This window comes from Mycobacterium lehmannii, from assembly GCF_002245535.1.
In the GTDB taxonomy this organism is placed as follows: domain Bacteria; phylum Actinomycetota; class Actinomycetes; order Mycobacteriales; family Mycobacteriaceae; genus Mycobacterium; species Mycobacterium lehmannii.
Map to the genome: position 1 here is coordinate 69,648 of NZ_NKCN01000018.1, position 22,019 is coordinate 91,666.

The window sequence follows — 22,019 nt, forward strand, 5'->3', positions numbered from 1 at the left end:
AGTGGACGCCTGCCGGAATGCCGTTTCGCGCCCGAGTGGGCGCACGGTCTCGGCGCGCCATTTTGCTAAGTTTGCATAAATAGTGACTTTGGCGGGCGTAGGGTGCGCTCGATGCGGTAGTCGCCCGTGGGTCGACGAGGAGGCGCGTCATGAGATCGCTGACATACGAACGGCTTTTCATCGGCGGCCGATGGGAAGCGCCGGCCACCGGGCAACGTATCGCGGTCATCTCACCGCACACCGAGGAGCGGATCGGCGAGACACCGGAGGCCACCGCCGGCGATGTCGACCGCGCGGTGCAGGCCGCGCGCAAGGCGTTCGACGCGGGCCCGTGGCCGCGGATGACCGTCGACGAACGCATGGAGAAGGTCGAGAAGCTCGCCACGGTCTACGCGGCTCACACCGACGAGATGGCCGACCTCATCACCGCGGAGATGGGCTCGCCGCGCAGCTTCAGCCGGCTGGGGCAGGCCACCGGTGCGCTGGCCCAGATGCATCTGACCCTGGCCACCGCGAAGGAGTTCCCGTGGATCGAGCGGCGCCGAGGGTTGTTCGGCGACGTCCAGATTCGGCGCGCACCCGTCGGCGTGGTCGGTGCAATCGTGCCGTGGAACGTGCCGCAGTTCCTCATCATGCCGAAGATGATTCCGGCGCTCATCGCGGGCTGCGCGGTCGTGGTCAAACCGGCTCCCGAGACGCCCATCGACGCGCTGTGGCTGGCCGAGATGCTCGAGGAAGTCGACCTCCCCGAAGGCGTCGTCTCGGTCCTTCCCGGCGGACGCGACACCGGTGAGCACCTGGTGCGTCACCCCGGGGTGGACAAGGTCTCATTCACCGGTTCGTCGGCCACCGGACGCCATATCGCCGCCGTATGCGGGGAGCAACTCAAACGCGTCAGCCTCGAGTTGGGCGGCAAGTCGGCGGCGATCATCCTCGACGACGCCGACATCGACCGCACGGTCGAGCATTTGAAGACGGCCAGCCTGATGAACAACGGGCAGGCGTGCGTCGCGCAGACGCGGATCCTGGTGAGCGAACGCCGACACGACGATGTGGTGGACGCGCTGAGCGCGATGATGTCGGGGCTTCAGGTGGGTGATCCCGCCGACGATGCCACCGACATCGGCCCGCTGGTGGCGCAACGTCAACAGCAGAGGGTGCAGGGTTACATCGACGCGGGGCTCACCGAGGGGGCGCGAATGGTGTTGGGCGGCACCGACTCACCGCGTGAGCGCGGATGGTACGTCCAGCCCACGCTGTTCACCGACGCGACCAACGAGATGCGTATCGCCCGCGAGGAGATCTTCGGGCCGGTGCTGACCGTGCTGACGTACTCCGACGAACGCGACGCGATCCGGATCGCCAACGACAGCGACTACGGACTGGCAGGCTCGGTCTGGACGGCCGACATCGCGCACGGGCTGGAGATCGCCGCGCAGATTCGGACCGGTACCTACGGGATCAACATGTACACGCTCGATACGACCATGCCGTTCGGCGGGTTCAAGCAGTCCGGAATCGGACGCGAGTTCGGCGCGGAGGGACTGTCGGAGTACGTCGAGTTGCAGACGACCATCAGCGCGGACAAGATGCCCGACCTAACGTGACAGCTCGAGCGTCAGCTCCGCCGGGCAGCACAGCTCTCCGCGTTGGTTGGTCACGGTGATCTGCAGATCGAGAAGGCCGCTGTCCCGCTTGGCCACGACGCGCCCGCGACCCACCATCGAGTCGCCGGCGTAGATGGAGCCCAGCAGGGTGATCTTGCGGCGCAGCACCCGGCTGTAGGGGCCGGCCCAGTCGGTGGCGATGCGGTCGACGAATCCGGCGACGTGCATCGTGTTGACGAAGATCGTCGGATACCCCTGTTGTTGGGCGTAGCGCGGATCGTAGTGTCCCGGAAAGTAATCCCACGTCGCACCGGGGTTCATCACGACGCGCTGGTAGTCGATGTGGTCCACGAGTTCCGGCAGGTCCGTGGGGACCGTGACCCGCTCCCATTGCACGCCGTCCTCTCCCATCACGCTTGCGCCTCGGGTGTGAACCGGAACAAGGTGTTGCGATTGACGGCGACCAAGGTGCCGTCGTCGCGGCGGAACTCGTCGCACGTCTGCACGAAGTGGCCGATCCCGAGGCGGGTGCGCTTTGAAGGCGAGACCGACACGACCTCCTCGATCAGGTGCAAGCGATCCCCTTCCACGATGGCGCAGGGGAACTCGGCGTCGTTGGCGGCGTTGATGAACGTGGTCCCGGGCAGCGGCACGCGAATCGCAATCGCGGCGACCGGCGGTCGGCCGTTCGGCAGCCACGGCGGCGGGATCAGCCATCCCATCAGCAGCCCGGGTGGGGCCAGCAACCCGCCCCACTGGCGGCGGGCGAAATCCTCGTCCCAGTACCCCGGATTGGAGTCGCGGACCATGGCCGCGAAGTGCTGGATGCGGGCCGCGCTCACCGCGGTCCCTGCGTACCGCGGCTCCGTGCGCGTGCCGACCATCTGCAACGCGTCGTCATACGTGCCGAACGCCAGCTCGTAGCGGACAGTCTCGGTCACCCCGGCAGCGCGCTCTCACGCGGAATCGCATCCCAGGCCAGTCGGCGCGAGGCGAAGTACCACCCGCCGCGCTCGTAGACGAGACGGTCGGTGTAACTGCCGGTGGCCTGGAGTTCGTTGTCGCAGAACAGCACTGCGACGCACTGTTGAGTCGCTTCGACGCCGTCGACGGTGATGTCGTGGTCGACGGTGACCAGCCGCCGTCCGTTTCCGCCGTCGAAAGCGTCGGCAAGGGTGGCGAACGACTGCTCGCCCCTGGTGTAGGTCGCACCGGAATGCCGGAAGGTGGCAAGCCAGCCGGCCAGGTCACCGCTGGAGAACAACCGATTGTGCCTGGCGTCGAGGTTGAGGATTCCTGCCCGCCCCGCCAGCCCGTCGAGCACGTACTGCTGTTGGTAGCTCAATGCCATCGTCTGACTCCTTCACCGACTCACCAGGTAGCCGTGCGCTTCTCGGTCCCACACCGTCGAGCTCAGGCCGCGTTGCCGCAGAAGATCCTTTCGCACCCGGCCAATGACGTTCTTCGGAATCTCGTCCAGCACTTCGAGATACCGGGGCACGCAGAAGTACGGCATGCGCGCCGCGCAGAAGTCCAGTAGCTCGGGAAGGTCGACCGTCACGCCGGGACGAACCGCCACGACGACGAGGATGTCGTCCTCACCCAAATCGCTCGGGACGGCGACCGCGGCGGCATCGGCGACCGCCGAGTGCCGCATCACCACCTGCTCGAGTTCGACCGAGGACACGTTCTCCCCGCGTCGGCGCAGCGAGTCCTTGGCGCGGTCGACGAACGTCAGGTTGTGGTTGTCGTCGAGGAAACCCAGATCGCCGGTCCGAAACCACTCCGGGTGGGGTTCGATCCGCAGGCCGCGGTGCCCGGGCGCGGACGACACATACCCCTCGCTCATCACATGCGCTGTCCGCGGCCGGCACGCGATCTCACCCGTCACGCCGACGGCGACGGGACGACCGTCCCCGTCGACGATGCGTACCTCGAAGGCCGGGTTGACTTGTCCTGACGTACCCGGGACACCGTCGTCCGAAACCGCCTTGTACGCGATCGGAAACGCCTCGGTCAGTCCGTACATCGTCACCACGCGGCACCGGTACCGGTCCTCGATGGCACGGTACAGCTCGGCCGAAATGGGTGCGGCCGAGATGAAGCGGATTCCGAGCTGCGCGTCGCGCGGGTCGGGTGGCAGACCCCACAGCATCGACACCATCGCACCGGCCCCGGCGAACCCCGCTGCGCCACAGGCCCGCAGCTCGTCGCACACCTCGGCGGGGTGGTACGCGCTCGCCAACACGCTGGTGGCACCGATGAGCATCGGCGCCAGGACCGTCGGGGCGGCGCTGAGGTGGAACAGCGGCATCGCCGTCCAGATCACGTCGCCCCGGCCGTACTCCCACGCCGAGGCGACAGTGGCGGCCGCGACGAACAGGTAGTGCCACGTGGTCGCAACCGCCTTCGACGGACCGGTGGTTCCCGAGGTGAAGAACAGCGTTCCCACGTCATCGGCGTCGGTGTGCACCGCCGGGCAGGTGGCGCCGTGCGATGTGCTGAACTGCGCGACGACCGAATCGTCGATCGACATGGTCGCCGCCGGAGCGTCGAGCTGATCGGCCACCTCGGCGAGTCGAGGGCGACGGGCCTCGTCGGTCACCACCAGCCTGGCCTGCGACACGTTCAGCGCGTTCGACAGGAAATCACCCTTGTTCGCGGCGTTGACCGCCGCACTCACCGCACCCAACCGGGCGGCGCCGAGCCAGAAGTACACCCACTCCGGACAGGTGCCGGCGAACAGCGCGACGGTGTCACCGCGGCGCAGGCCGCGGTCGGCCAGCATCGCCGCGGCGGCGCGGGACCGGTCGCGCATCTGGGCGAACGTGATGGGCGTGCCGTCGATCGACATCATCACCTGGTCGCCGAACTGGTCGGCACGGCGGTCGAGAACCGAAGCGACCGTGAACCGTTCGACGCCGAAAGCCGCGGGCTCCACGCGCCACGTCCGGTCCGCGGCCATCAAACCTGCGCCGCAGACGGGTCGGGTTCGCCGGTCGCCGTGTACCCGAAGTCGGTCGCCGACGGTTGGGTTCCCGGGTAGAACCGGTGCGCCCAGCGGCGCAGCGCGGCGTAGTCGCGGGCCTCCTCGGGCGCAAGGTTCGGTTTCTCCAGGTACTTCATGTTCTCCCAGGTGAAGAAGTCCTGTTTGATGACTTCCTGCTGCAGCTGCAAGAATTTCGCCGCCCGGCCGGTGGGCTTGTCGCCGCGATCGCCGGCTTCCCGGATGGATGCCTGGGTGTAGAAGTAGTCGGTGTAGTCCTCGTCGACCGGCGTCTGGCCGGTCACCTGGACGGTGGCGACCAGCTCCGACGGGAAGCGCACGACGCCGAGACCCAGCGAATAGTTGTCGTAGATGATCTTCGCGTCCACGGGCCCGTTCGGGGTGAGCCACGTCTTGGCCCGTCCCCCACCGAAATTCGCGTTCACCGTCGCGTGCAGGTGGTAGCCGGACACTTCGAACGACGCGGTGTTGGCGGGATTGGCCGCCTTGTGCACGTACTGGACGTGGTAGGGGTCGGCCGCGTTCTCGATGATCATCTGCGCGTGCACCTTGACCCGGTTGACCATCCGGGTGTGGGGGTGCAGCGGGTAGTACTCGTCGGTCTCGAGTTCGGGTAACACCGGTGGCTGCCAGTACGGCGCGCGGCCGTGGCGTTCGTGCCAGACGAGGATGAAGCCGTACCACTCGGTGCACGGGTAGCGCTTGATCCGCACGTTCTGTTTGCAGCCGATCTTGCTGTACGGGATCAGCGCGTTGGTGCCCTCGCCGGTCCACTGCCAGCCGTGCCACGGGCAGACGATGTTCTCGCCCTCGACGGTGCCGCCGACGCCCATGTTCGCGCCCAGGTGCTGACAGTAGGCGTCGAGCACGTGGACCCGACCGGACTGCGTCCGGAAGATCACCAGCTCCTCGCCGAAGTAATGGGCGCGTTTGACCTGACCCTCGGGCAGGTCCGAGGAGAATCCGACGATGAACCACCCGGTCGGGAACCGATAGGTCGACAGGCTGATACCGCTGGGCCCGAATTCGCGCTCCGACGGGTCGAGGGTGGGATCGTCGACCGTGTCCGTCATCGCAACTCCGTCCGCGCACGCACCAGCCGAGGTCAGCGGCGCTGTCCGTTGCCTATTTTTACTATTTTAGGCATTCTAGGTCAAGGACGGCGAAGGGAACGACGCATGGTCACGACCACTCCGGTCGATCTGTCCGATCCGGCGTTGTGGCAGAACGGTTTTCCCGACGCGCTGTTCACAGAGCTGCGGCGCGAGCGACCGATCTTCCGGCACGAGCTCACCGACCGGGTGGCGGCGACGCTGAAACGCGACTTCTGGATGACCACCAAGGTGCACCACGCGCACCGCATTCACCGCGACACCGAATCGTTCACTGCCGCCGAGGGGCCGTTGATTCAGGGCGTAGGCGCCGTGGGCGCGTTTCCGACGATCATCAACATGGATCCACCCGAGCTGCTCAAGCGGCGCCGGGTGATGTCACACGCATTCACCCCGAAGGCGATCGGGAAGCTCGAGCAGGACATCCGTACGCGGGCCGCCGGCCTGATCGACCACTTACTGGAGCGCGGCGGCGGCGACTGGATCGCCGATGTCGCCGACGCCCTGCCGATGTCGGTGATCGGGGACATCGTCGGGATACCCGAGGAGGATCGACCGGAGATCTTCGACACTTTCGACCTCATTCTGCAGGCCAATTCGGCTCCGTCGGGACGAGAGGCCGAACAACAGCATCTCGAACTGTTCGGCAAGATCTTCACCTACGCCTCGGAACTGACCGCCGCAAAGCGCCTGCGGCCCACCGACGACATCTGGAGCACCCTGGCCACGGCGGTGGTGACCGACGAGAACGGCGAGCAACTGTCGATTCCCGCTACCGAGCTCGACATCTTCTTCTTCGTGATCGCGTTCGCGGGCAGTGACACCACGAAGAACGCATTGGCCTACGGGCTCCGGGCATTTCTCGACAATCCCGACCAGATCGAGCGCTATCGCGCGGATCCATCGGTGCGCCAGTCGGCGGTCGAAGAAGTGCTGCGATGGTCCACGCCGGTGACGTTCTGGAGCAGGGTCACCAAGGTCGATGTCGAGATCGACGGCGTCACCATCCCCCGAGGCGAGCGCGTGGTGTCGATGTTGCGGTCGGCCAACCGCGACGTGGACGTCTTCGCCGATCCGTTCGCATTCGACATCGGTCGTGCGGACAACCCGCACGTGGCTTTCGGCGGCGGCGGACCGCACCACTGCCTCGGTGCGGTGCTGGCCCGGGCGGAGATTCGCGCTGTGCTCGACGAGGTGTTGTGCAGGGCCGAGGACATCACGCTCGGGCGGGTCGACGTCACCTATCCGAGCCTCACCAACAACATGACGATCTACCACTCGATGCCGATCTCGTTGCGGCGACGCTGATTCACAACCCCTTCGGGCGCGAACCGATGACACCCTGGGCCTCGAGCCGCTCCAGGTCGCTTGCGGTCAGACCGCACAGTGTGGTGAGGACCTCGGCGTTGTGCTCACCGAGTGTCGGCGGTGGGCGCTGCAGCCAGTTTTCGCTGTCGGCCAGCGGCGTGAACGGTGGGCACGGGTAGAGGTTTTCCCCGGTACGGGAATGGTCGAGGCGTTCGAAGAACCCGCGGTGCCGCAGTTGAGGGTTCTCGGTGACGAGTGATGGCGACACCACGACCGCGGCGGGCACGCCCGCACGTACCAACTCCTCCGCGGCGGCTTCGGCGTCGCGTGCGCCAAGCCAGGTTTCGAGCTCCGCTGCCCCGGTGAGGTCGGCCAGCGCGGCGCATTCGCCTTCGGTGCGCGCGGCAAGTGCGATCCAGCTGTCGTCGCCTGCGCACCGATAGACATCCTGTATGGCCGCCCCGTACCCCCGGTTGCCTCGTCGTTCCATCACCCGCCCGAACACCTCGTATTCGATCGTCTGAACGGCTGTTACGTTGAGCACCGCTTCGATCATCGGCACCTCGACGAGCTGACCCTCACCGGTACGGTCGGCGAACTCGAGCGCAGCGAGCGTCGCGAAGGCGGCGTGCGCACCGGCGAGCGGATCACAGGCTCCGCGCGGGGCGATCGGTGGGCCGTCGGGCATCCCAGTGACCCAGGCAAGGCCGGCGATCTGCTCCATCGTCGGAGCGAAACCGACGCGGTCGCGCCAGGGTCCGGTCAATCCGAACGCGGGCATCCGCACCACGACCAGGCGCGGATTGAGGGCGAGCAGTTCCGCTGCGTCGAGGCCGAATTGCTCCATCACGCGCGGCGAGAAGTTCTCCACCACGACGTCCGCCCCGCCGATCAGGCGCCGAACCAGCCGAAGCCCCTCCTCGGACTGCAGATCGAGGGTGACCGACCGCTTGTTGGTGTTCATCGCGTGGAAGACCCAGCCGTACTCCCACCAGTCGTCGACGTCCTTGCGCATCCCGCCCGAATAGCGGATACCGTCCGGGCGCTGGATGGATTCGACTTTGATGACGTCCGCGCCGAACGCAGCCAACGAATGGGTGGCAGCCGGACCGGCCCAGAACGCGGTGAAGTCGACGACCCGCACCCCCGCGAGCGGCATGCGCTCGGTCGGCGCCGATTCGGCACGCAGATCCCGTGGTTCCCAGAGCCTTTCATCGTCACCGTCCCCGACCGCGGGTGAGGTGGCCACCGGTGCGGGACGCGCGCTCGACATCAGCCACGGGGGCCTCGGCTGGCGGAACCCGGCCGGGTTGTCGATGTAGACCCCGCGTTCGCGAAGGTGATCCATAGACGGAATGGTCGCGCCGTTGCCCAACGGCGCCAACGGCAACCGGAACAGCTGTCCCAGTTCGACGATCTCGGCGACCGTGCGTTCCCTCATCCACGGGTCGATGCGTTCGCGGATCCAGTCGCGGTAGTCCCACCGGCCGATCTGGAACTGCAACTGGGCGATCTCCGTAAACTCCGGGCAGTCGACCATCGCGGCAAAGTCCAGCCACTGCTGGCCGGTCACCATGCTGATACCGACGTAGCCGTCCTTGGCGGGTTCGATGGACGGCACCTCCACCGACCGCCGCACGGGCGGGACTTGCAGGAGCGCCGAATGCAGCCATTCCCCACTCTGCATCAGCGTGATGGCCTCGAGCATCGACATGTCGAGGTGGCCACCCGCTCCGCCGTCACGTACGCGCCGCCGCAGAGCCAGCGCACCGTAGGCGGCCCACGTTCCACCCATGTACTCCCCCAGGTCTCCGCCGATCGAGATCGGCGGACCCGCCGGATCGCCACGAAACCCGGTGAGCCCCGACGCGGCCTGCAGCGTGAATTCGGTGGCGGGCCGCCCAGACCACGGCCCTGTCCAGCCGAAGTCCGAGATCGAGACGACTATGCATCCGGGCGAGGCCGCCAGCAGCGCGTCGGGGTCGACACCGTACCGTCGGGCCGTGGCCTGTCCGGCGGTCACCACGATGATGTCGGCGCATGACAGAAGATGACTCGAAATGGCTGTGACGCTCCGCTTTCCGGCGTTGAGATAGCAGAACAGCGGTGAGTCGGCGTCGTCATGTAGCGTGCTGTCGCTGACCGTGACCCGGCGCAGCGGATCTCCTTCGGGTGGTTCGACCTTGACCACATCGGCGCCCGCGTCGGCAAGAAGCTTGCCGCAGTACGCCCCGGCGATGCGGTCGCTGATCTCGAGGACACGCACATCGTGCAGCGGGGTGGCTACCGTGCCACTCACACCGTCGCCCACGCATACCTCCCGGTCCGCCGTCATCTTAGTGACCATCGGCGCATGGCACGGCAACGCTGCAGGTGGTCGGGCTATCACTGTTAATATTGCTAAGATATGACAACACTGGGAATCGGGCCCGAGGCACGTCGCCGCCTCGGGGCGCGCCGCACAGCGGAGATCGTCGCCGACGAGCTGCGCCGCCAGATCATCGAGGGTGAGCTCAACGACGGTGACCTGCTGCCGCGTCAGGAAGTGCTCGTCGAGCAGTTCAGCGTCAGCCTGGTGTCGTTACGAGAAGCCTTGCGAATTCTGGAGACTGAAGGCCTCGTATCGGTGCGTCGAGGCAACCGTGGCGGAGCGGTCGTGCACGCGCCCGCCAAAGCCAGCGCCGCCTACATGCTTGGCCTGCTGTTGCAGAGTGACTACGTGCCGCTCGCCGACCTCGGCACGGCGCTACAGGAACTCGATCCGATGTGTGCGGCGCTCGCCGCGCGCAGACCCGACCGCGGTAAGACGCTCATCCCCAAACTCCGGGACCTCAATGCGGCGATGGCCGAACACATCGACGACGGAGCGCGATTCACCGAGATCGGCGGGCAGTTCCACGACGAGATCGTCCGCGGCTGCGGTAACCACACGATGATCGCGGTCGTCGGCAGCCTGGAGACACTGTGGACCGGGCACCTGAACTGGTGGGCCGAAGACAGCACCGCCAAAGGCGAGTACCCGGCGATGAACAAGCGCCGCATCGCGTTGACCGTCCACACCAAGATCGCCGACGCGATCGAGGCGGGTGACGGCGAACGCGCCCGAAAGCTGGCCGCCAAGCACGTGGCCGACACTCAGACCTACCTGTTGGCAGGAAATCCCGAGCAACGGATCGTCGCACTGTCACCGCAGGCGCTCGCGCAGCGGAAGCGTTAGACGGCTTGAAAGGCAATGCGTGCGAACGGCTTTGATCACCGGCGGTAGCGGTGGTATTGGCAAGGCGTGCGGCCGCAAGCTCGCCGAACTCGGTTACGACGTGGTGTTGACGGCACGGCGGGAGGCGCCGCTGCGGACCGCCGCCGAGGAGATGGGCGCACGCTACGTCGTCGCCGACGCGAGCCTGCCGTCGGGGTTCGCCCCCGCCGTCGAGGCGACAGGCACCATCGACCTGCTTGTGCACGCCTCGGGGATCCTCGGTGGAACCTACGCCCGCAAACAGACTTTCGAGCAGTGGCGCGCGACCATGTCGGCGAACCTGGACTCCTGCTTCGTGGTGACATCGGCCGCGCTGCCACGGATGCGGGCCGGCTCGCGGTTCGTGTTCATCTCGTCGTCGGCGGCGCATGAGCCGATGCGCGCCCGCACCGCCTACTCGGCGGCGAAGGCGGGCATGAACGCGTTCGCCGGCGCGCTGGCGCAGGAGGTCGACCGCGATGGGATCAACGTGCACGTCGTCACTCCCGGGCCTGTCGAGACCGAGATGCTTCAGGACGTGCCGTTCGAGATGTACGCGATCCGGGCAGCGGATGTGGCCGACGCCGTCGCCTGGCTCGACACCGTCGACCCGGCGGTGGACGTGCCGGAGATCAGGTTGCATGCGATCACGCGCGGACCGTCGGCCCGTCCGCCCGTCGTCCCCCTCGAGGCACAACGCCGCGCCAACACGTGATTTCGATGACTCCGCCGTTCCTTCGCTTACCTTGACCTGGATTACCTAAAATAGTAAAGATGGGCGGGTAGAGCGCCCACCCCGCTGCCGGGAGGCAAGGTGACGATCAGCACCCGTTCGGATGACCAGACCGCTCCCGATGTGGCCGGCGATCCCTACGGTTTCTTCGAGCGCATGCGCACGACGGAGCCGGTGTGGCGCGGCACGATCATGGACACCACCGACATCCCGCCGGAGTTGCTGCCACCGGAGGAATGGACGCTGTTTGACTACGACAGCGTGTACAACGCCTTCCGCGACAGCGACGTCTACGGCTCGGAGGTGTACCACCGCACCATCGAGTTGGTGTTCGGCCCGACGATCCTCGGGATGCACGGCAAGCAGCATCACGACCACCGCAGCCTGGTGGCCAAGGCGTTCCGGCAGACCGCGCTGGCTCAGTGGGAACCCGAGGTGATTGTCCCGATCTGCGAGAAGCTGGTCGACGAGTTCATTGACGACGGCGAGGTCGATCTGGTCAAGGCGGTGACCTTCGAGTTCCCGACCCGCGTCACCGCAGAGCTGTTGGGGCTCCCGCAAGACGATCTGGAGATGTTCCGCCGCCTCTCACTCGAACTGATCTCGATCACCGAAGACATCGAGGCAGGATTGACCGCTTCGGTCGAACTCGGCGCGTACTTCCAGGAGCAGGTGGACCAGCGGCGCCGCCGGATGACCGACGACGTCATCGGCGACTTGGTCGGTGCTGAGATCGACGGTGAGCGGCTGACCGACGAGGCGATCATCTCGTTTCTGCGGCTGTTGCTGCCCGCCGGGCTGGAGACCACCTACCGGTCGTCGGGCAACCTGCTGTATCTGCTGTTGACGCACCCTGACCAACTCGAGGCGGTCCAACGTAACCGTGAGCTGATCGGAGCCGCGTTCGAGGAGGGGTTGCGTTTCGAGACGCCGTTGGTGACGGTTCCGAGGTCCACGACGTGCGACGTGGAAATCCACGGCGTCCCCATACCGAAGGGCGCACAGGTCAACCTCTGTATCGGATCGGCAAACCGCGACGAAAAGCGTTGGGAAAACGCGAATGTATTCGACATCCACCGCCCGCGGCGTGCTCACACCTCGTTCGCCGGTGGGCTGCACAGCTGTCTGGGAATGCATCTGGCCCGAGTGGAGACCCGCGTGATGTTGACCAGCTTGTTCGACCGCGCAACGGATTTCGAACTGCAGGTCGATGAGGACACGCGGCTCGCCGGTTTGCCGTTCCGCTCGCCCATCCATCTGCCGGTCACCTTCCGCCCGACACGATGAGGAGCCGGGCGGCGATTCTGCACGACGTCGGCGGTCCGTGGTCGGTGGAAGACTTCGAACTGGACCCCCCGCGGGCCGGCGAGGTGCTCGTCGAGATGGCCGCGGCCGGATTGTGTCACTCCGACGATCACATCCTCAAGGGCGACATGTCGGTCTCGAACGAGATCGCCCGCCAGTACGGTCTGACGCCGATGTTCCCGATGATCGGCGGCCATGAGGGCTCCGGCACGGTGGTCGAGATCGGCGAGGGCGTAGCGGAATTCGAGGTCGGCGACCACGTCGTGATGTCGTTCGTCGCGGTGTGCGGGCGATGCCGCTGGTGCGCGTCGGGGATGGAGTACCTGTGTGACGAGGGCGCCGGGACCATGGCTCCGGGGATGCCGACCGACCAGACCTTCCGCCATCACACGCTCGACGGTCGCCCGCTCGGGCATCTGTCGAAGGTAGGTGCTTTCGCCAGACATACCGTGGTCTCGGTGCACTCGCTGGTCAAGGTCGACCCGCACCTGCCGCTCATCGCAAGTGCGCTGCTGTCCTGTGCCGTCCCGACCGGCTACGGCTCGGCGGCCAACCGCGCGAACGTGCGCGGCGGTGACACCGTCGTGGTGATCGGGGCCGGTGGCATCGGCACCGCGGCGATCCAAGGCGCGCGAATCAACGGCGCCGCGCAGATCGTGGCTGTCGATCCCGTCGAGTTCAAACAGAAGGCAGCGCTGCAGTTCGGTGCCACACACAGTGTCTCGACCGTTGCAGAAGCACTCGATCTGGTCCGCGACCTCACCAGCGGCGTCATGGCGGACAGCGTGATTGCCGCGCCGTCGCTGATCGCAGGCGAGGACGTCGACGCCTACCTGAAGCTGACGCGCAAGGGCGGCACCTGCGTGCTGACCGGGATGACGGCCCAGACGACACGATCGGCGAAGATCGCGCTGCAGGACTTCATCCTGTGGAACAAGAACCTCGTCGGCACCGTCTTCGGTTCCTGCAACCCGCGATCCGACATCGGCCGGCTGGCCACCCTCTACCAGTCGGGCCTGCTCCAACTCGACGAGATGATCACCCGCCGGTATCGGCTCGACGACATCAACAGCGCGTACGAAGACCTGTTAGAGGGCGAGATCATCCGAGGTGTCATCGATTTCGCGCTCGACTAGACCGCAGGCAGTCTGGCCGGATCGCGACTAGTACTGGCCCAGTGGGCGACACACGTTGGAGATCGGATTCCAGTACTCGCCCGGTGCGCATGCCAACGGGGCGGTCGCCACCGGACCGCGACACACGTTCGCGACCGGATCCCACCACCCGTTCGGGCAGTCGAGGGGTTGCGCCGCACCGGTTGCCGAGGTTGCGATCGAGAATGCCGCGATCGGGCCGGCAGCTGCGGCGAGGACCATTGCACGAGAAATGATCTTGCTCATGCGACGAGCTTGCCCCAAACGACGCCGTCGCAAACCGCCGGCTCCAGAGAAACCCTCCTAAGGGGTTGATCGCACGCATCAGGTACGTGCGATCAACCCGTTAAGTCCCCAAAGCTGCTCGCCTCAGGGCAATACGACGTCGAGCCGCTCCCAGCCGCGGACCGTCGACGTCGGCGCCAGCCGCGCGGTCTCGGTGTCGATGTCCCACTCCGGCCACCGGTTGAGCAGCTCGTCGAGGGCGACGCGGCCCTCCAACCGGGCGAGGTTAGCGCCCAGACAGTAGTGCACCCCTTTGCCGAACGTGATGTGGCTGATGTTGTCCCGGTGGATGTCGAACGTGTCCGGATTGTCGTAGCGGCGCGGGTCCCGGTTGGCCGCCCCGAACATCAGGAGTATCGCGCTGCCGGCCGGCACGGTCCGCCCGTGCGCCTCGAAATCCCTTGTGACCAAGCGCGCCACGTTGTGACCGGTCGGCTCGTACCGCAACGTCTCGTCGACCACGCGCTGCAACAACGACCGGTCCGCGACGACCTCGCGGCGTTGATCAGGATGCTCGGCGAGCACTTTGGCCAGCCAGCCGATGAGCCGGCCGGTGGTCTCGTTGCCTGCGCCCGCGACCACCTGCGTGTAGTGCAGGACCTCTTTGCGGGTGAGCTTGCGCGTCACGCCGTTCTCGTCCTCGAACTCGACGTTGAGAAGGGCGGTCATCAAGTCGTCCGAGGGGTTCTTTGCGCGCCAGTCGACGTATTCGGCGTAGATGCTGCCGTCGGCGATCTTGTCCGCCCGTACCACCTTCATGGGTGAGCCGGGTTTGGTGCGCAGGCTCGCGTCGTTGGCGTCGCGCACCGTCACCTGCTCCGATTCGGGGATGCCGAGCAGCATCCCGATGACGCGCATGGGCATCATCGACGCGAGCTCGGCGATGATGTCGAACCGCTCGGCGCCGACCAACGGATTGAGGCAGTTGACGCAGTACTGGCGGATCTGGTCCTCGAGCTCGGCCATCCGACGTGGGGTGAACACCCGCGACATCAGGCCGCGCAGCCTCGTGTGTACCGGCGGATCCTCCATCATCATCACGCCTTTGGGCATCTCGAACTCCGACTGGATGAGTTCGAGGATGTCGCCGCGGCTGTTGGAGAATGTCTGCCAGTCGAGCAGCGCCCGCTCGACGTCGTCGTGGCGCGACAACGCCCAGAAGTCGTAGGACTCGTTGTAATAGAGCGGCGCTTCCTCCCGCAGGCGGACATACGTCGGATACGGGTCGGCGACGATGTCCACCCGGTACGGGTCGTAGTAAACGGCGCTGCCGTGGGCCTTCTCGTCAACAGCTGTCATCGGTTCTCCCCTACTTCAGGAGGCTGCCGGCGTCGACGGGCAGAGTCACGCCGGTGATGTAGCGGGCTTCGTCGGAGGCGAGGAACAGCACCGCGTTGCTGATGTCGACCGGCTCCACCCACGGGATCGGAAGGAAATGGAACGACTGGCAGATCGGCGCGAGATCGTCAGGTCCCGGGTTCTCCAGGTCCGGACGAAACAGCCGGTAGGTCGGCTCGTTCATCAACAGCGGGGTGCACACATGAGTCGGGTGCACGCTGTTGACCCGGATCGAGTGCGCTCCGAGTTCGACGGCGAAGGTGCGCATCAGCCCGACGACACCATGCTTCGCGGCGATGTAGTGGCCCACCTGCGGGTAGGCCTTGGTGCCGCCGACCGAGCTGGTGAGGATGATCGATCCGCCCCGGCCGCCGGCCAGAAGATGTGGCACCGCCGCTTTGACGGTCTTCCACACGCCGCTGAGGTTGACGTCGATCGTCTCGTCGAAGCGGTCCTCGGCCATCTTGTGCAGCTTCACGCCGGTGGTGCCGATGCCGGCGTTGGCCACGACGATGTCGAGGCCACCGAGTTGTTCCACGCCGCTATCCACGGCGGACTTCAGCGCGTCGAAGTCGCGGACGTCGACTTCGGCCGTGACGATGCGTCGGTCGAAATTCTTGACCATGTCGGCGGTCTCGGCGAGGTCCTCGGGAGTGGCCGCCGGTGCGGTCGAGTCCTCGAAACCTCGGCAGATGTCGACCGCGATGACGTCGGCGCCCTCCTGCGCCAGCCGCACCGCGTGGCTGCGGCCCTGACCGCGTGCCGCGCCGGTGACGAACGCGACCTTGCCTGCTACCCGACCCGCCATCGCCGCAGCTCCCCTCGCTTGTTGGGCGATCGCCCAACATCTAGGCTGGCGCCATGTCTAGCAGCCCCGTCGGCGAGCGGTCAAGGGGTGGACGCGAGTCGACCGCTCGCTCGGCCCTGATCGAGGCGACCGCCCAGGTCATGCTCGAAGAGGGCTACGCCGCAGCCACGTCTCGGAGGGTGGCGGCCCGGGCCGGGGTGAAGCCCGCGCTGGTGCACTACTACTTCCCGAGCATGGACGATTTGTTCCTTGCCGTGCTGCGCGAAGGCGCCGAGGCCAACCTGTCCCGTCAGCGTGAAGCCGCCGATGCCGACGAACCCCTGCACGCGCTGTGGCGCCTCAACAGCACCCACGGTGCGCGGCTCTTCATGGAGTTCATGGCACTGGCCAATCACCGCAAGGACATCCGCAGTGAGATCGCGGCGTACGCCGAGCGGTTCGGAGGCGTCGAAGAAAGCGTGGTCGCCGCGGCGATGAAGGCCCACGGCGCCGACGTCGAGGCATTCCCGCCCGTGGTCATGTCTATGATCGTCACCAGCTTGGCCCGCATCGTCCTTCTCGAACGGGGGCTCGGCATAACCCGAGGTCATGCCGAGGCGGTAGCGTTCATCGAGCGCTACCTGAACCGCTTCGAAATCAAGTCGTCGTGACCTGGCCCACACCGTCGACGCGCGGGTGACCAGCAGCACTCTGACTTGAGTTAACCTAGGGCTCAATGAGAACTTATACGGGCTAAGTTACGTACAGACGCATGCACAACGACGAATACGACTTGAGGGCGGATATGGGTTGCATCGGGCGGACGCAGTAATGCTCCGGAAGGCGAGAAAGGTCTGGCTGCCCATCGTCATCATCGTCGTGGTGACCATCGCGGGTTTCACGGTCAGTCGCATCCGGACCTTCTTCGGCGCCGAAGGCGTCATCGTCACCCCTCGGGTGTTCGCTGACGACCCCGAACCTTTCGACCCGAAGGTCATCAAATACGAGATCTTCGGTACCGGCTCGTATGCCGACATCAACTATCTGGACCTCGACGCCAGACCGCAGCGCATCGACGGCGCGTCGTTGCCCTGGTCGTTGACCCTTCAGACCACGGCGCCGTCGGCCGCGCCCAACATCGTCGCTCAGGGAGACGGCCAGACCATCACCTGCCGAATCACCGTCGATGACGAGATCAAGGACGAAAGAACCTCCACTGGCGTGAACGCCCAAACCTTCTGCTTTGTGAAATCCGCATGACCTCACCGACAAACGAGGCCCCGACGGACGCCTTCCCTCCCGTTCGCCGCGCGAAGCGGCCCTTCATCCCACGGACGATCCGCACGTTCGCGGTCCCGATCATCCTGGGCTGGATCGCGCTCATCGCGGTGCTCAATGTGACTGTGCCGCAGCTGGAAACGGTCGGCCAGGAGCGCGCGGTCTCGATGAGCCCGGACTTCGCGCCGTCGATGATCGCGATGAAGCGCGTCGGCCACGTCTTCCAGGAGTACGACTCCGACAGCTCGGCGATGATCGTCATCGAGGGCGAGCAACCCCTCGGTGAGGACACCCGCGCCTTCTACGGCGAGATGGTCGCCAAGCTCGAAGCCGACACGAAGCACGTCCAAAGCGTCCAGGACTTCTGGAGCGATCCGCTCACCGCCTCCGGCGCGCAGAGCAGCGACGGAAAAGCCGCCTACGTGCAGGTGTACCTGTCCGGTAACCAGGGCGAAGCGCTGGCCAACGAATCGGTCGAAGCGGTCCAGGACCTGGTCGACGGCATGCAGCCACCGCCGGGCGTGAAGGTGTTCGTGACCGGTCCGGCCGCACTGGCCGCCGACCAACACATCGCCAGCGACCGCAGCATGCGGGTCATCGAGGCCCTCACGTTCACGGTCATCATCACGATGCTGCTGCTGGTGTACCGGTCGATCATCACCGTGATCCTGACGTTGGTGATGGTCGTCCTGCAGCTGGCCGCCGCCCGCGGCATGGTGGCGTTCCTCGGTTACCACGAGATCATCGGGCTCTCTCCGTTCGCGACCAACTTGTTGGTGACGCTGGCGATCGCCGCGGGAACCGACTACGCGATCTTCCTGACCGGCCGCTATCAGGAGGCGCGCGGACTCGGAGAAGACCGAGAGACCGCGTACTACACGATGTTCCACGGCACGGCGCACGTGGTGCTGGGGTCCGGTCTGACGATCGCAGGCGCGCTGTTCTGCCTCAGCTTCACGCGGCTGCCGTACTTCCAGACGATGGGTGTGCCGCTGGCTGTCGGCATGGTGACCTCGGTGATCGCGTCGCTGACGTTGGGGCCGGCGATCATCAGTGTCGCCAGCCGGTTCGGCAAGGTGCTCGAACCCAAACGGGCGATGCGGGTGCGCGGCTGGCGCAAGGTCGGCGCCGCCGTCGTGCGGTGGCCCGGACCGATCCTGGTCGCGACGGTGGCCCTGTCGCTGGTCGGCCTCCTCGCGCTGCCGGGGTACCGGACCAACTACAACGACCGCAACTACCTGCCCGCCGATCTGCCGGCCAACGAGGGATACGCGGCGGCCGACAGGCACTTCTCGCCGGCGCGGATGAATCCCGAGCTGCTGATGATCGAGAGCGATCACGACCTCCGCAACTCCGCCGACTTCCTGGTCATCGACAAGATCGCCAAGCAGATCTTCCGCGTGCCCGGAATCTCGCGCGTGCAGGCCATCACCCGGCCCGACGGGAAACCCATCGAGCACACGTCGATTCCGTTCCAGATCAGCATGCAGGGCACCACCCAGCAGATGAACCAGAAGTACCTGCAGGACCGGATGGCCGACATGCTGGTGCAGGCCGACGAGATGTCCAAGACCATCGCGAACATGGAGCGGATGTCCAAGCTCACCGAGGAGATGGCCGCGACCACGCACAGCATGGTCACGAAGATGAAGGACATGACGGTCGACGTGGCCGAGCTGCGCGACAACATCGCCAACTTCGACGACTTCTTCCGGCCGATCCGCAACTACTTCTACTGGGAACCGCACTGCTTCAACATCCCGATCTGTTGGGCGTTCCGGTCGGTCTTCGACACCCTCGACGGCATCAACACGATGACCGACGACATCCAGGACCTGCTGCCCGATATGGAGCGGCTGGACCAGCTGATGCCGCAGATGGTCACGCTGATGCCGCCGATGATTGAAACGATGAAGACGATGCGGACGATGATGCTGACGATGTACTCGTCGCAAAAGGGTCTGCAGGACCAGATGGCAGCCATGCAGGAGAACTCGACTGCCATGGGTGATGCCTTCGACGCGTCGATGAACGACGACTCCTTCTACCTTCCGCCGGAGGTCTTCGACAACGAAGAGTTCAAGAAGGGCATGGAGAACTTCATCTCTCCGGACGGTAAGTCGGTGCGCTTCATCATCGCCCACGACGGTGACCCGATGACCCCCGAGGGCATCGCGCGCATCGATGCGATCAAGCAGGCCGCCAAGGAGGCCATCAAGGGCACGCCGCTGGAGGGCTCCACGATCTATCTGGCGGGCACCGCCGCGGTCTACAAGGACATGTCGGACGGCAACAGCTACGACCTGATGATCGCGGCCATCCTCGCGCTGGCGCTGATCTTCACGATCATGCTCATCCTGACCCGCGCCGTGGTGGCCGCCGCGGTAATCGTTGGCACCGTGGTGATCTCGCTCGGCGCGTCGTTCGGCTTGTCGATCCTGATCTGGCAGCACATCCTGGGCATCGAATTGCACTGGATGGTCATGGCGATGGCGATCATCATCCTGCTGGCCGTCGGAGCGGACTACAACCTGCTCTTGGTGTCGCGGCTCAAGGAAGAACTGCACGCCGGCATCAGGACCGGGATCATCCGGGCGATGGGCGGCAGTGGTTCGGTCGTGACCTCGGCAGGTCTGGTGTTCGCGTTCACGATGATGTCGATGGCCGTCAGCGAATTGACAGTGATCGGACAAGTCGGAACGACCATCGGGCTCGGCCTGTTGTTCGATACTCTTGTCATCCGGGCATTCATGACGCCGTCCATCGCGGCGCTCATGGGTAAGTGGTTCTGGTGGCCACAGCGGGTGCGAGAACGTCCAGTGCCTGTACCGTGGCCGAAACCGAGGGAACTGACGCCGTCAGGGGGGGAAGGAGCACAGTCATGAAACGACTGATCAGTGGGGTTGCTGCCGCAGCGGCGGCGCTGGTGCTGGCCGCACCCGCCCAAGCGCAGGACATCGACACCGACTTCAGCAACGAGCTGCACACGTACGGCATCTACGGGCAGAAGGACTACAACGCCTGGATCGGCAAGATCACCTGCAAGCGGATACGCAAAGGTGTCGACCGCGATGCGTTCGCCTCGGCACAGTTCGTCCAAAAGCAGCTGGCGCGGGGGCAGAACAGCACCGACCAGTCGTGGAAGTTCCTCGCCGGAGCGCTGCGCTTCTACTGCCCTGACCTGCTTCCGACCCTCGATCAAGCCCGTAACCGGTAGAGCTAGGAGTCCGAAAGTGTTTCGTAAAGCCACCATTGCGCTGGCATCCTTCGGCTGCGCGGCGATGATCTTCCCGGCCACCGCAGCCGCCGACGCCACCGACGACTACCCGATCCCGAACCGGATCATGAGGACCACCTGCACGGTCGACCAGTACATGGCCGCCGTTCGCGACGAGGACCCGTTCTACTTCGAGCGCTACATGATCGACTACCGGAACCGGCCCGCGGACGTGCAGAAGGGCGCCCGCGACCGGATCTACTGGTTCTTCTCGCTGGACTACGCGGGTCGCCGGCAGTACGCGGAGAACACCGCCACCAACGTGTTCTACGAGCAGATGGCCACCCGGTGGGGCAACTGGGCCAAGTTGTTCTTCAACAACAAGGGTGTCGTCGCGCACGCGACCGACGTGTGCATGAACTACCCGCCGAGCCAGCCCGAGATCTGGAACTGGACCACTGCGCCGTAGCGCGGGTCAGGGCAACCCGCCGAACAGCGGGCTCAACGCCGCCTGAATCGGATCCGGCGGCGGCACGAACGCCGGCGGCGCCGTAGCGGTTTGCGCGGTGGGCGCCGGGCTTGTCGCCGCTGGAGCTGTTTGCGCCACGACTATCGCGGTCGATTCCTGAAGTAGGTCGGCCACCGGCGCCGCCGTTTCCGTGGCCGGTTGCGCGGCGGCCTCCGGAGCGACGGCGGTGTCGGTGGCGACGTCGGATACCGCTTCAGGTGACGCGACCGTGGCCGGTGCCGGTACCGGTCGCGGAATCACCTGTTTCACCACGATCGGGACGACGGCCGCCGACGGCACGGCATGGACGCTGATCGACGGGCCGGCGCCCGACACCGCGGCCGCCGGAGTCATCGGCGCGGTCTCGGCCGAACGGTCGCCCCTGGCGTCCGGCGAATCCCAGCGGGCGAGTTCCGGACCGAAGGCGAACAGGCCGATCACGCCCGCCGCGAGGACCAGCGCGGCCCGGCCGTGCGGACTCAACCGACGCCGGGAGCGCAGCCGCGTCGACTTCCCTACCGGTGTGGACGGCGCGGCAGCACTGAGTACCGGTCTGGACAGTGCGGCGCCGCAGGCCAGCGCAACCTGGACGTCGTCGAATTCACCGGACTCGAGCATGCGGGCCCACGTTCGAGCGGCGTCCGCCATCCGTACCGTCGCCACCTTCGCAAACCCCATGTCGGACAGCGAGTTCCGGAGCAGTTCGGCCTTCGCGTCGACATCGGCGCTCCACGTCATGCAGACCGTGTCGATCCGATGGCCGGTCACGGACGCGATCGCCCGCGCGCCCCGCACCGCTGCTTCGTGGGTGGAGATGTCGCCGTCGGTGGAGACGTCGGCGACGACGGTGAAGTGGTCGTGATCCACCGTCTTCGCGTCGGCGCCCTCGCCTTCGAGCAGCACCCACGCGATACCGGTCGATGTCATCGACAGGCCGAGCACCGTGTCCACGTCGCCTCGCTTCCCGGCCGGATTCCGCCGACGCACTGCGCGGTCAAGATCAGCGAAGCGAGCATAATTTGCTTCGCCGTGCTCGGCATCTTGAAAGCTGTGCGGGCGCCTAGCGACCCGTCATCGGTCCGTTTTGCTCGTCGTTCGCTCCGTTGACGTCTCGTTGACGGCGTGCGGTGTGATGTCACGTCTTG

The 22,019-nt window shown here is 66.0% G+C and carries 21 protein-coding genes; 11 read left to right on the forward strand and 10 right to left on the reverse strand.

What is annotated here, in order from left to right; translation table 11 throughout:
* Positions 1–149 precede the first annotated feature (149 nt).
* Positions 150–1,607, forward strand: a complete 1,458-nt coding sequence (locus tag CEX87_RS19040) for an aldehyde dehydrogenase (protein WP_064396446.1) — start codon at positions 150–152, stop codon at positions 1,605–1,607.
* Here CEX87_RS19040 and CEX87_RS19045 read toward each other — a convergent pair.
* Genes CEX87_RS19045 through CEX87_RS19065 form a run of 5 tightly spaced genes read right to left on the reverse strand, consistent with a single transcriptional unit; the run spans position 1,599 to position 5,687 of the window.
* Positions 1,599–2,018: a MaoC family dehydratase gene (locus CEX87_RS19045; RefSeq protein ID WP_064427442.1), complete on the reverse strand. Its 420-nt coding sequence runs from the start codon at positions 2,016–2,018 to the stop codon at positions 1,599–1,601. The two genes, CEX87_RS19040 and CEX87_RS19045, sit on opposite strands and share 9 nt — an antisense overlap.
* Complete coding sequence (locus CEX87_RS19050) at positions 2,018–2,491, reverse strand: MaoC family dehydratase (RefSeq protein WP_094288706.1); 474 nt, start codon at positions 2,489–2,491, stop codon at positions 2,018–2,020. The genes CEX87_RS19045 and CEX87_RS19050 overlap by 1 nt, the downstream gene beginning before the upstream one ends.
* Before the next feature lie 53 nt (positions 2,492–2,544).
* Complete coding sequence (locus tag CEX87_RS19055; RefSeq protein WP_094288655.1) at positions 2,545–2,958, reverse strand: nuclear transport factor 2 family protein; 414 nt, start codon at positions 2,956–2,958, stop codon at positions 2,545–2,547.
* Between the two features lie 12 nt (positions 2,959–2,970).
* Positions 2,971–4,572 carry an AMP-binding protein gene (locus tag CEX87_RS19060; RefSeq protein ID WP_094288656.1) on the reverse strand — a complete coding sequence of 534 codons (1,602 nt, stop codon included), beginning with the start codon at positions 4,570–4,572 and terminating at the stop codon, positions 2,971–2,973.
* A complete protein-coding gene (locus CEX87_RS19065) occupies positions 4,572–5,687 on the reverse strand; it encodes an aromatic ring-hydroxylating oxygenase subunit alpha (protein WP_094288658.1) in 1,116 nt (371 codons plus the stop codon). Before CEX87_RS19065 ends, CEX87_RS19060 begins: the two co-directional genes overlap by 1 nt.
* A gap of 105 nt (positions 5,688–5,792) precedes the next feature.
* On the opposite strand from CEX87_RS19065, the gene CEX87_RS19070 reads away from it, so the two are divergent.
* On the forward strand, positions 5,793–7,034 hold the full coding sequence (locus tag CEX87_RS19070) for a cytochrome P450 (RefSeq protein WP_094288660.1): 1,242 nt from the start codon (positions 5,793–5,795) through the stop codon (positions 7,032–7,034).
* A gap of 1 nt (position 7,035) precedes the next feature.
* On the opposite strand, the gene CEX87_RS19075 is transcribed toward CEX87_RS19070, so the two are convergent.
* On the reverse strand, positions 7,036–9,369 hold the full coding sequence (locus tag CEX87_RS19075; RefSeq protein ID WP_094288662.1) for a CaiB/BaiF CoA transferase family protein: 2,334 nt from the start codon (positions 9,367–9,369) through the stop codon (positions 7,036–7,038).
* A 72-nt stretch (positions 9,370–9,441) separates the two neighbouring features.
* Here CEX87_RS19075 and CEX87_RS19080 point away from each other — a divergent pair, with 72 nt between their 5' ends.
* The 4 genes from CEX87_RS19080 (at position 9,442) to CEX87_RS19095 (ending at position 13,443) form a co-directional block, all read left to right on the forward strand.
* Positions 9,442–10,251 (forward strand): FadR/GntR family transcriptional regulator, encoded by an 810-nt coding sequence (locus CEX87_RS19080; protein WP_064418540.1) that lies wholly within the window; start codon positions 9,442–9,444, stop codon positions 10,249–10,251.
* A gap of 19 nt (positions 10,252–10,270) precedes the next feature.
* Positions 10,271–10,984, forward strand: a complete 714-nt coding sequence (locus CEX87_RS19085; protein WP_064418541.1) for an SDR family NAD(P)-dependent oxidoreductase — start codon at positions 10,271–10,273, stop codon at positions 10,982–10,984.
* Between the two features lie 99 nt (positions 10,985–11,083).
* Entirely contained in the window at positions 11,084–12,289 is a 1,206-nt protein-coding gene (locus CEX87_RS19090) for a cytochrome P450 (RefSeq protein WP_064396465.1), read from the forward strand.
* Positions 12,286–13,443 carry a Zn-dependent alcohol dehydrogenase gene (locus tag CEX87_RS19095; RefSeq protein ID WP_094288664.1) on the forward strand — a complete coding sequence of 386 codons (1,158 nt, stop codon included), beginning with the start codon at positions 12,286–12,288 and terminating at the stop codon, positions 13,441–13,443. Before CEX87_RS19090 ends, CEX87_RS19095 begins: the two co-directional genes overlap by 4 nt.
* Before the next feature lie 27 nt (positions 13,444–13,470).
* On the opposite strand, the gene CEX87_RS19100 is transcribed toward CEX87_RS19095, so the two are convergent.
* From CEX87_RS19100 to CEX87_RS19110, 3 genes are all read right to left on the reverse strand, one after another.
* Positions 13,471–13,707, reverse strand: coding sequence for a hypothetical protein (locus tag CEX87_RS19100; protein WP_064396469.1), 237 nt, complete (start codon positions 13,705–13,707; stop codon positions 13,471–13,473).
* A 123-nt stretch (positions 13,708–13,830) separates the two neighbouring features.
* Positions 13,831–15,045: a cytochrome P450 gene (locus CEX87_RS19105; RefSeq protein WP_064396471.1), complete on the reverse strand. Its 1,215-nt coding sequence runs from the start codon at positions 15,043–15,045 to the stop codon at positions 13,831–13,833.
* A gap of 10 nt (positions 15,046–15,055) precedes the next feature.
* The gene (locus CEX87_RS19110) at positions 15,056–15,892 is read right to left on the reverse strand and encodes a mycofactocin-coupled SDR family oxidoreductase (RefSeq protein WP_064418542.1); all 837 of its coding nucleotides are present in this window, start codon (positions 15,890–15,892) and stop codon (positions 15,056–15,058) included.
* 140 nt (positions 15,893–16,032) lie between these two features.
* Between CEX87_RS19110 and CEX87_RS19115 the strand changes: the two genes are divergently transcribed.
* The 5 genes from CEX87_RS19115 (at position 16,033) to CEX87_RS19135 (ending at position 20,835) form a co-directional block, all read left to right on the forward strand.
* The gene (locus tag CEX87_RS19115) at positions 16,033–16,542 is read left to right on the forward strand and encodes a TetR/AcrR family transcriptional regulator (protein WP_233151445.1); all 510 of its coding nucleotides are present in this window, start codon (positions 16,033–16,035) and stop codon (positions 16,540–16,542) included.
* Positions 16,543–16,702: 160 nt separating this feature from the next.
* Positions 16,703–17,131 (forward strand): MmpS family transport accessory protein, encoded by a 429-nt coding sequence (locus tag CEX87_RS19120; RefSeq protein ID WP_064396475.1) that lies wholly within the window; start codon positions 16,703–16,705, stop codon positions 17,129–17,131.
* The gene (locus tag CEX87_RS19125) at positions 17,128–20,034 is read left to right on the forward strand and encodes an MMPL/RND family transporter (protein WP_094288668.1); all 2,907 of its coding nucleotides are present in this window, start codon (positions 17,128–17,130) and stop codon (positions 20,032–20,034) included. Before CEX87_RS19120 ends, CEX87_RS19125 begins: the two co-directional genes overlap by 4 nt.
* Entirely contained in the window at positions 20,031–20,366 is a 336-nt protein-coding gene (locus CEX87_RS19130) for a DUF732 domain-containing protein (RefSeq protein ID WP_064396478.1), read from the forward strand. The genes CEX87_RS19125 and CEX87_RS19130 overlap by 4 nt, the downstream gene beginning before the upstream one ends.
* Before the next feature lie 16 nt (positions 20,367–20,382).
* Positions 20,383–20,835 carry a DUF5078 domain-containing protein gene (locus CEX87_RS19135; RefSeq protein WP_416171919.1) on the forward strand — a complete coding sequence of 151 codons (453 nt, stop codon included), beginning with the start codon at positions 20,383–20,385 and terminating at the stop codon, positions 20,833–20,835.
* Positions 20,836–20,841: 6 nt separating this feature from the next.
* Here the strand turns inward: CEX87_RS19135 and CEX87_RS19140 are convergent, their stop codons facing one another.
* Positions 20,842–21,825 carry a hypothetical protein gene (locus CEX87_RS19140; RefSeq protein ID WP_094288670.1) on the reverse strand — a complete coding sequence of 328 codons (984 nt, stop codon included), beginning with the start codon at positions 21,823–21,825 and terminating at the stop codon, positions 20,842–20,844.
* Positions 21,826–22,019 lie beyond the last annotated feature (194 nt).

Excerpts from the sequence above, each read along its gene's own strand:
- CEX87_RS19050 (WP_094288706.1), bottom strand. The coding sequence starts at position 2,491 with ATGGTCGGCACGCGCACGGAGCCGCGGTACGCAGGGACCGCGGTGAGC.
- CEX87_RS19080 (WP_064418540.1), top strand. The coding sequence starts at position 9,442 with ATGACAACACTGGGAATCGGGCCCGAGGCACGTCGCCGCCTCGGGGCG.
- CEX87_RS19115 (WP_233151445.1), top strand. The coding sequence starts at position 16,033 with ATGCTCGAAGAGGGCTACGCCGCAGCCACGTCTCGGAGGGTGGCGGCC.
- CEX87_RS19065 (WP_094288658.1), bottom strand. The coding sequence starts at position 5,687 with ATGACGGACACGGTCGACGATCCCACCCTCGACCCGTCGGAGCGCGAA.
- CEX87_RS19105 (WP_064396471.1), bottom strand. The coding sequence starts at position 15,045 with ATGACAGCTGTTGACGAGAAGGCCCACGGCAGCGCCGTTTACTACGAC.
- CEX87_RS19125 (WP_094288668.1), top strand. The coding sequence starts at position 17,128 with ATGACCTCACCGACAAACGAGGCCCCGACGGACGCCTTCCCTCCCGTT.
- CEX87_RS19110 (WP_064418542.1), bottom strand. The coding sequence starts at position 15,892 with ATGGCGGGTCGGGTAGCAGGCAAGGTCGCGTTCGTCACCGGCGCGGCA.
- CEX87_RS19060 (WP_094288656.1), bottom strand. The coding sequence starts at position 4,572 with ATGGCCGCGGACCGGACGTGGCGCGTGGAGCCCGCGGCTTTCGGCGTC.
- CEX87_RS19130 (WP_064396478.1), top strand. The coding sequence starts at position 20,031 with ATGAAACGACTGATCAGTGGGGTTGCTGCCGCAGCGGCGGCGCTGGTG.
- CEX87_RS19100 (WP_064396469.1), bottom strand. The coding sequence starts at position 13,707 with ATGAGCAAGATCATTTCTCGTGCAATGGTCCTCGCCGCAGCTGCCGGC.
- CEX87_RS19055 (WP_094288655.1), bottom strand. The coding sequence starts at position 2,958 with ATGGCATTGAGCTACCAACAGCAGTACGTGCTCGACGGGCTGGCGGGG.
- CEX87_RS19040 (WP_064396446.1), top strand. The coding sequence starts at position 150 with ATGAGATCGCTGACATACGAACGGCTTTTCATCGGCGGCCGATGGGAA.
- CEX87_RS19120 (WP_064396475.1), top strand. The coding sequence starts at position 16,703 with ATGCTCCGGAAGGCGAGAAAGGTCTGGCTGCCCATCGTCATCATCGTC.
- CEX87_RS19075 (WP_094288662.1), bottom strand. The coding sequence starts at position 9,369 with ATGACGGCGGACCGGGAGGTATGCGTGGGCGACGGTGTGAGTGGCACG.
- CEX87_RS19070 (WP_094288660.1), top strand. The coding sequence starts at position 5,793 with ATGGTCACGACCACTCCGGTCGATCTGTCCGATCCGGCGTTGTGGCAG.
- CEX87_RS19095 (WP_094288664.1), top strand. The coding sequence starts at position 12,286 with ATGAGGAGCCGGGCGGCGATTCTGCACGACGTCGGCGGTCCGTGGTCG.
- CEX87_RS19045 (WP_064427442.1), bottom strand. The coding sequence starts at position 2,018 with ATGGGAGAGGACGGCGTGCAATGGGAGCGGGTCACGGTCCCCACGGAC.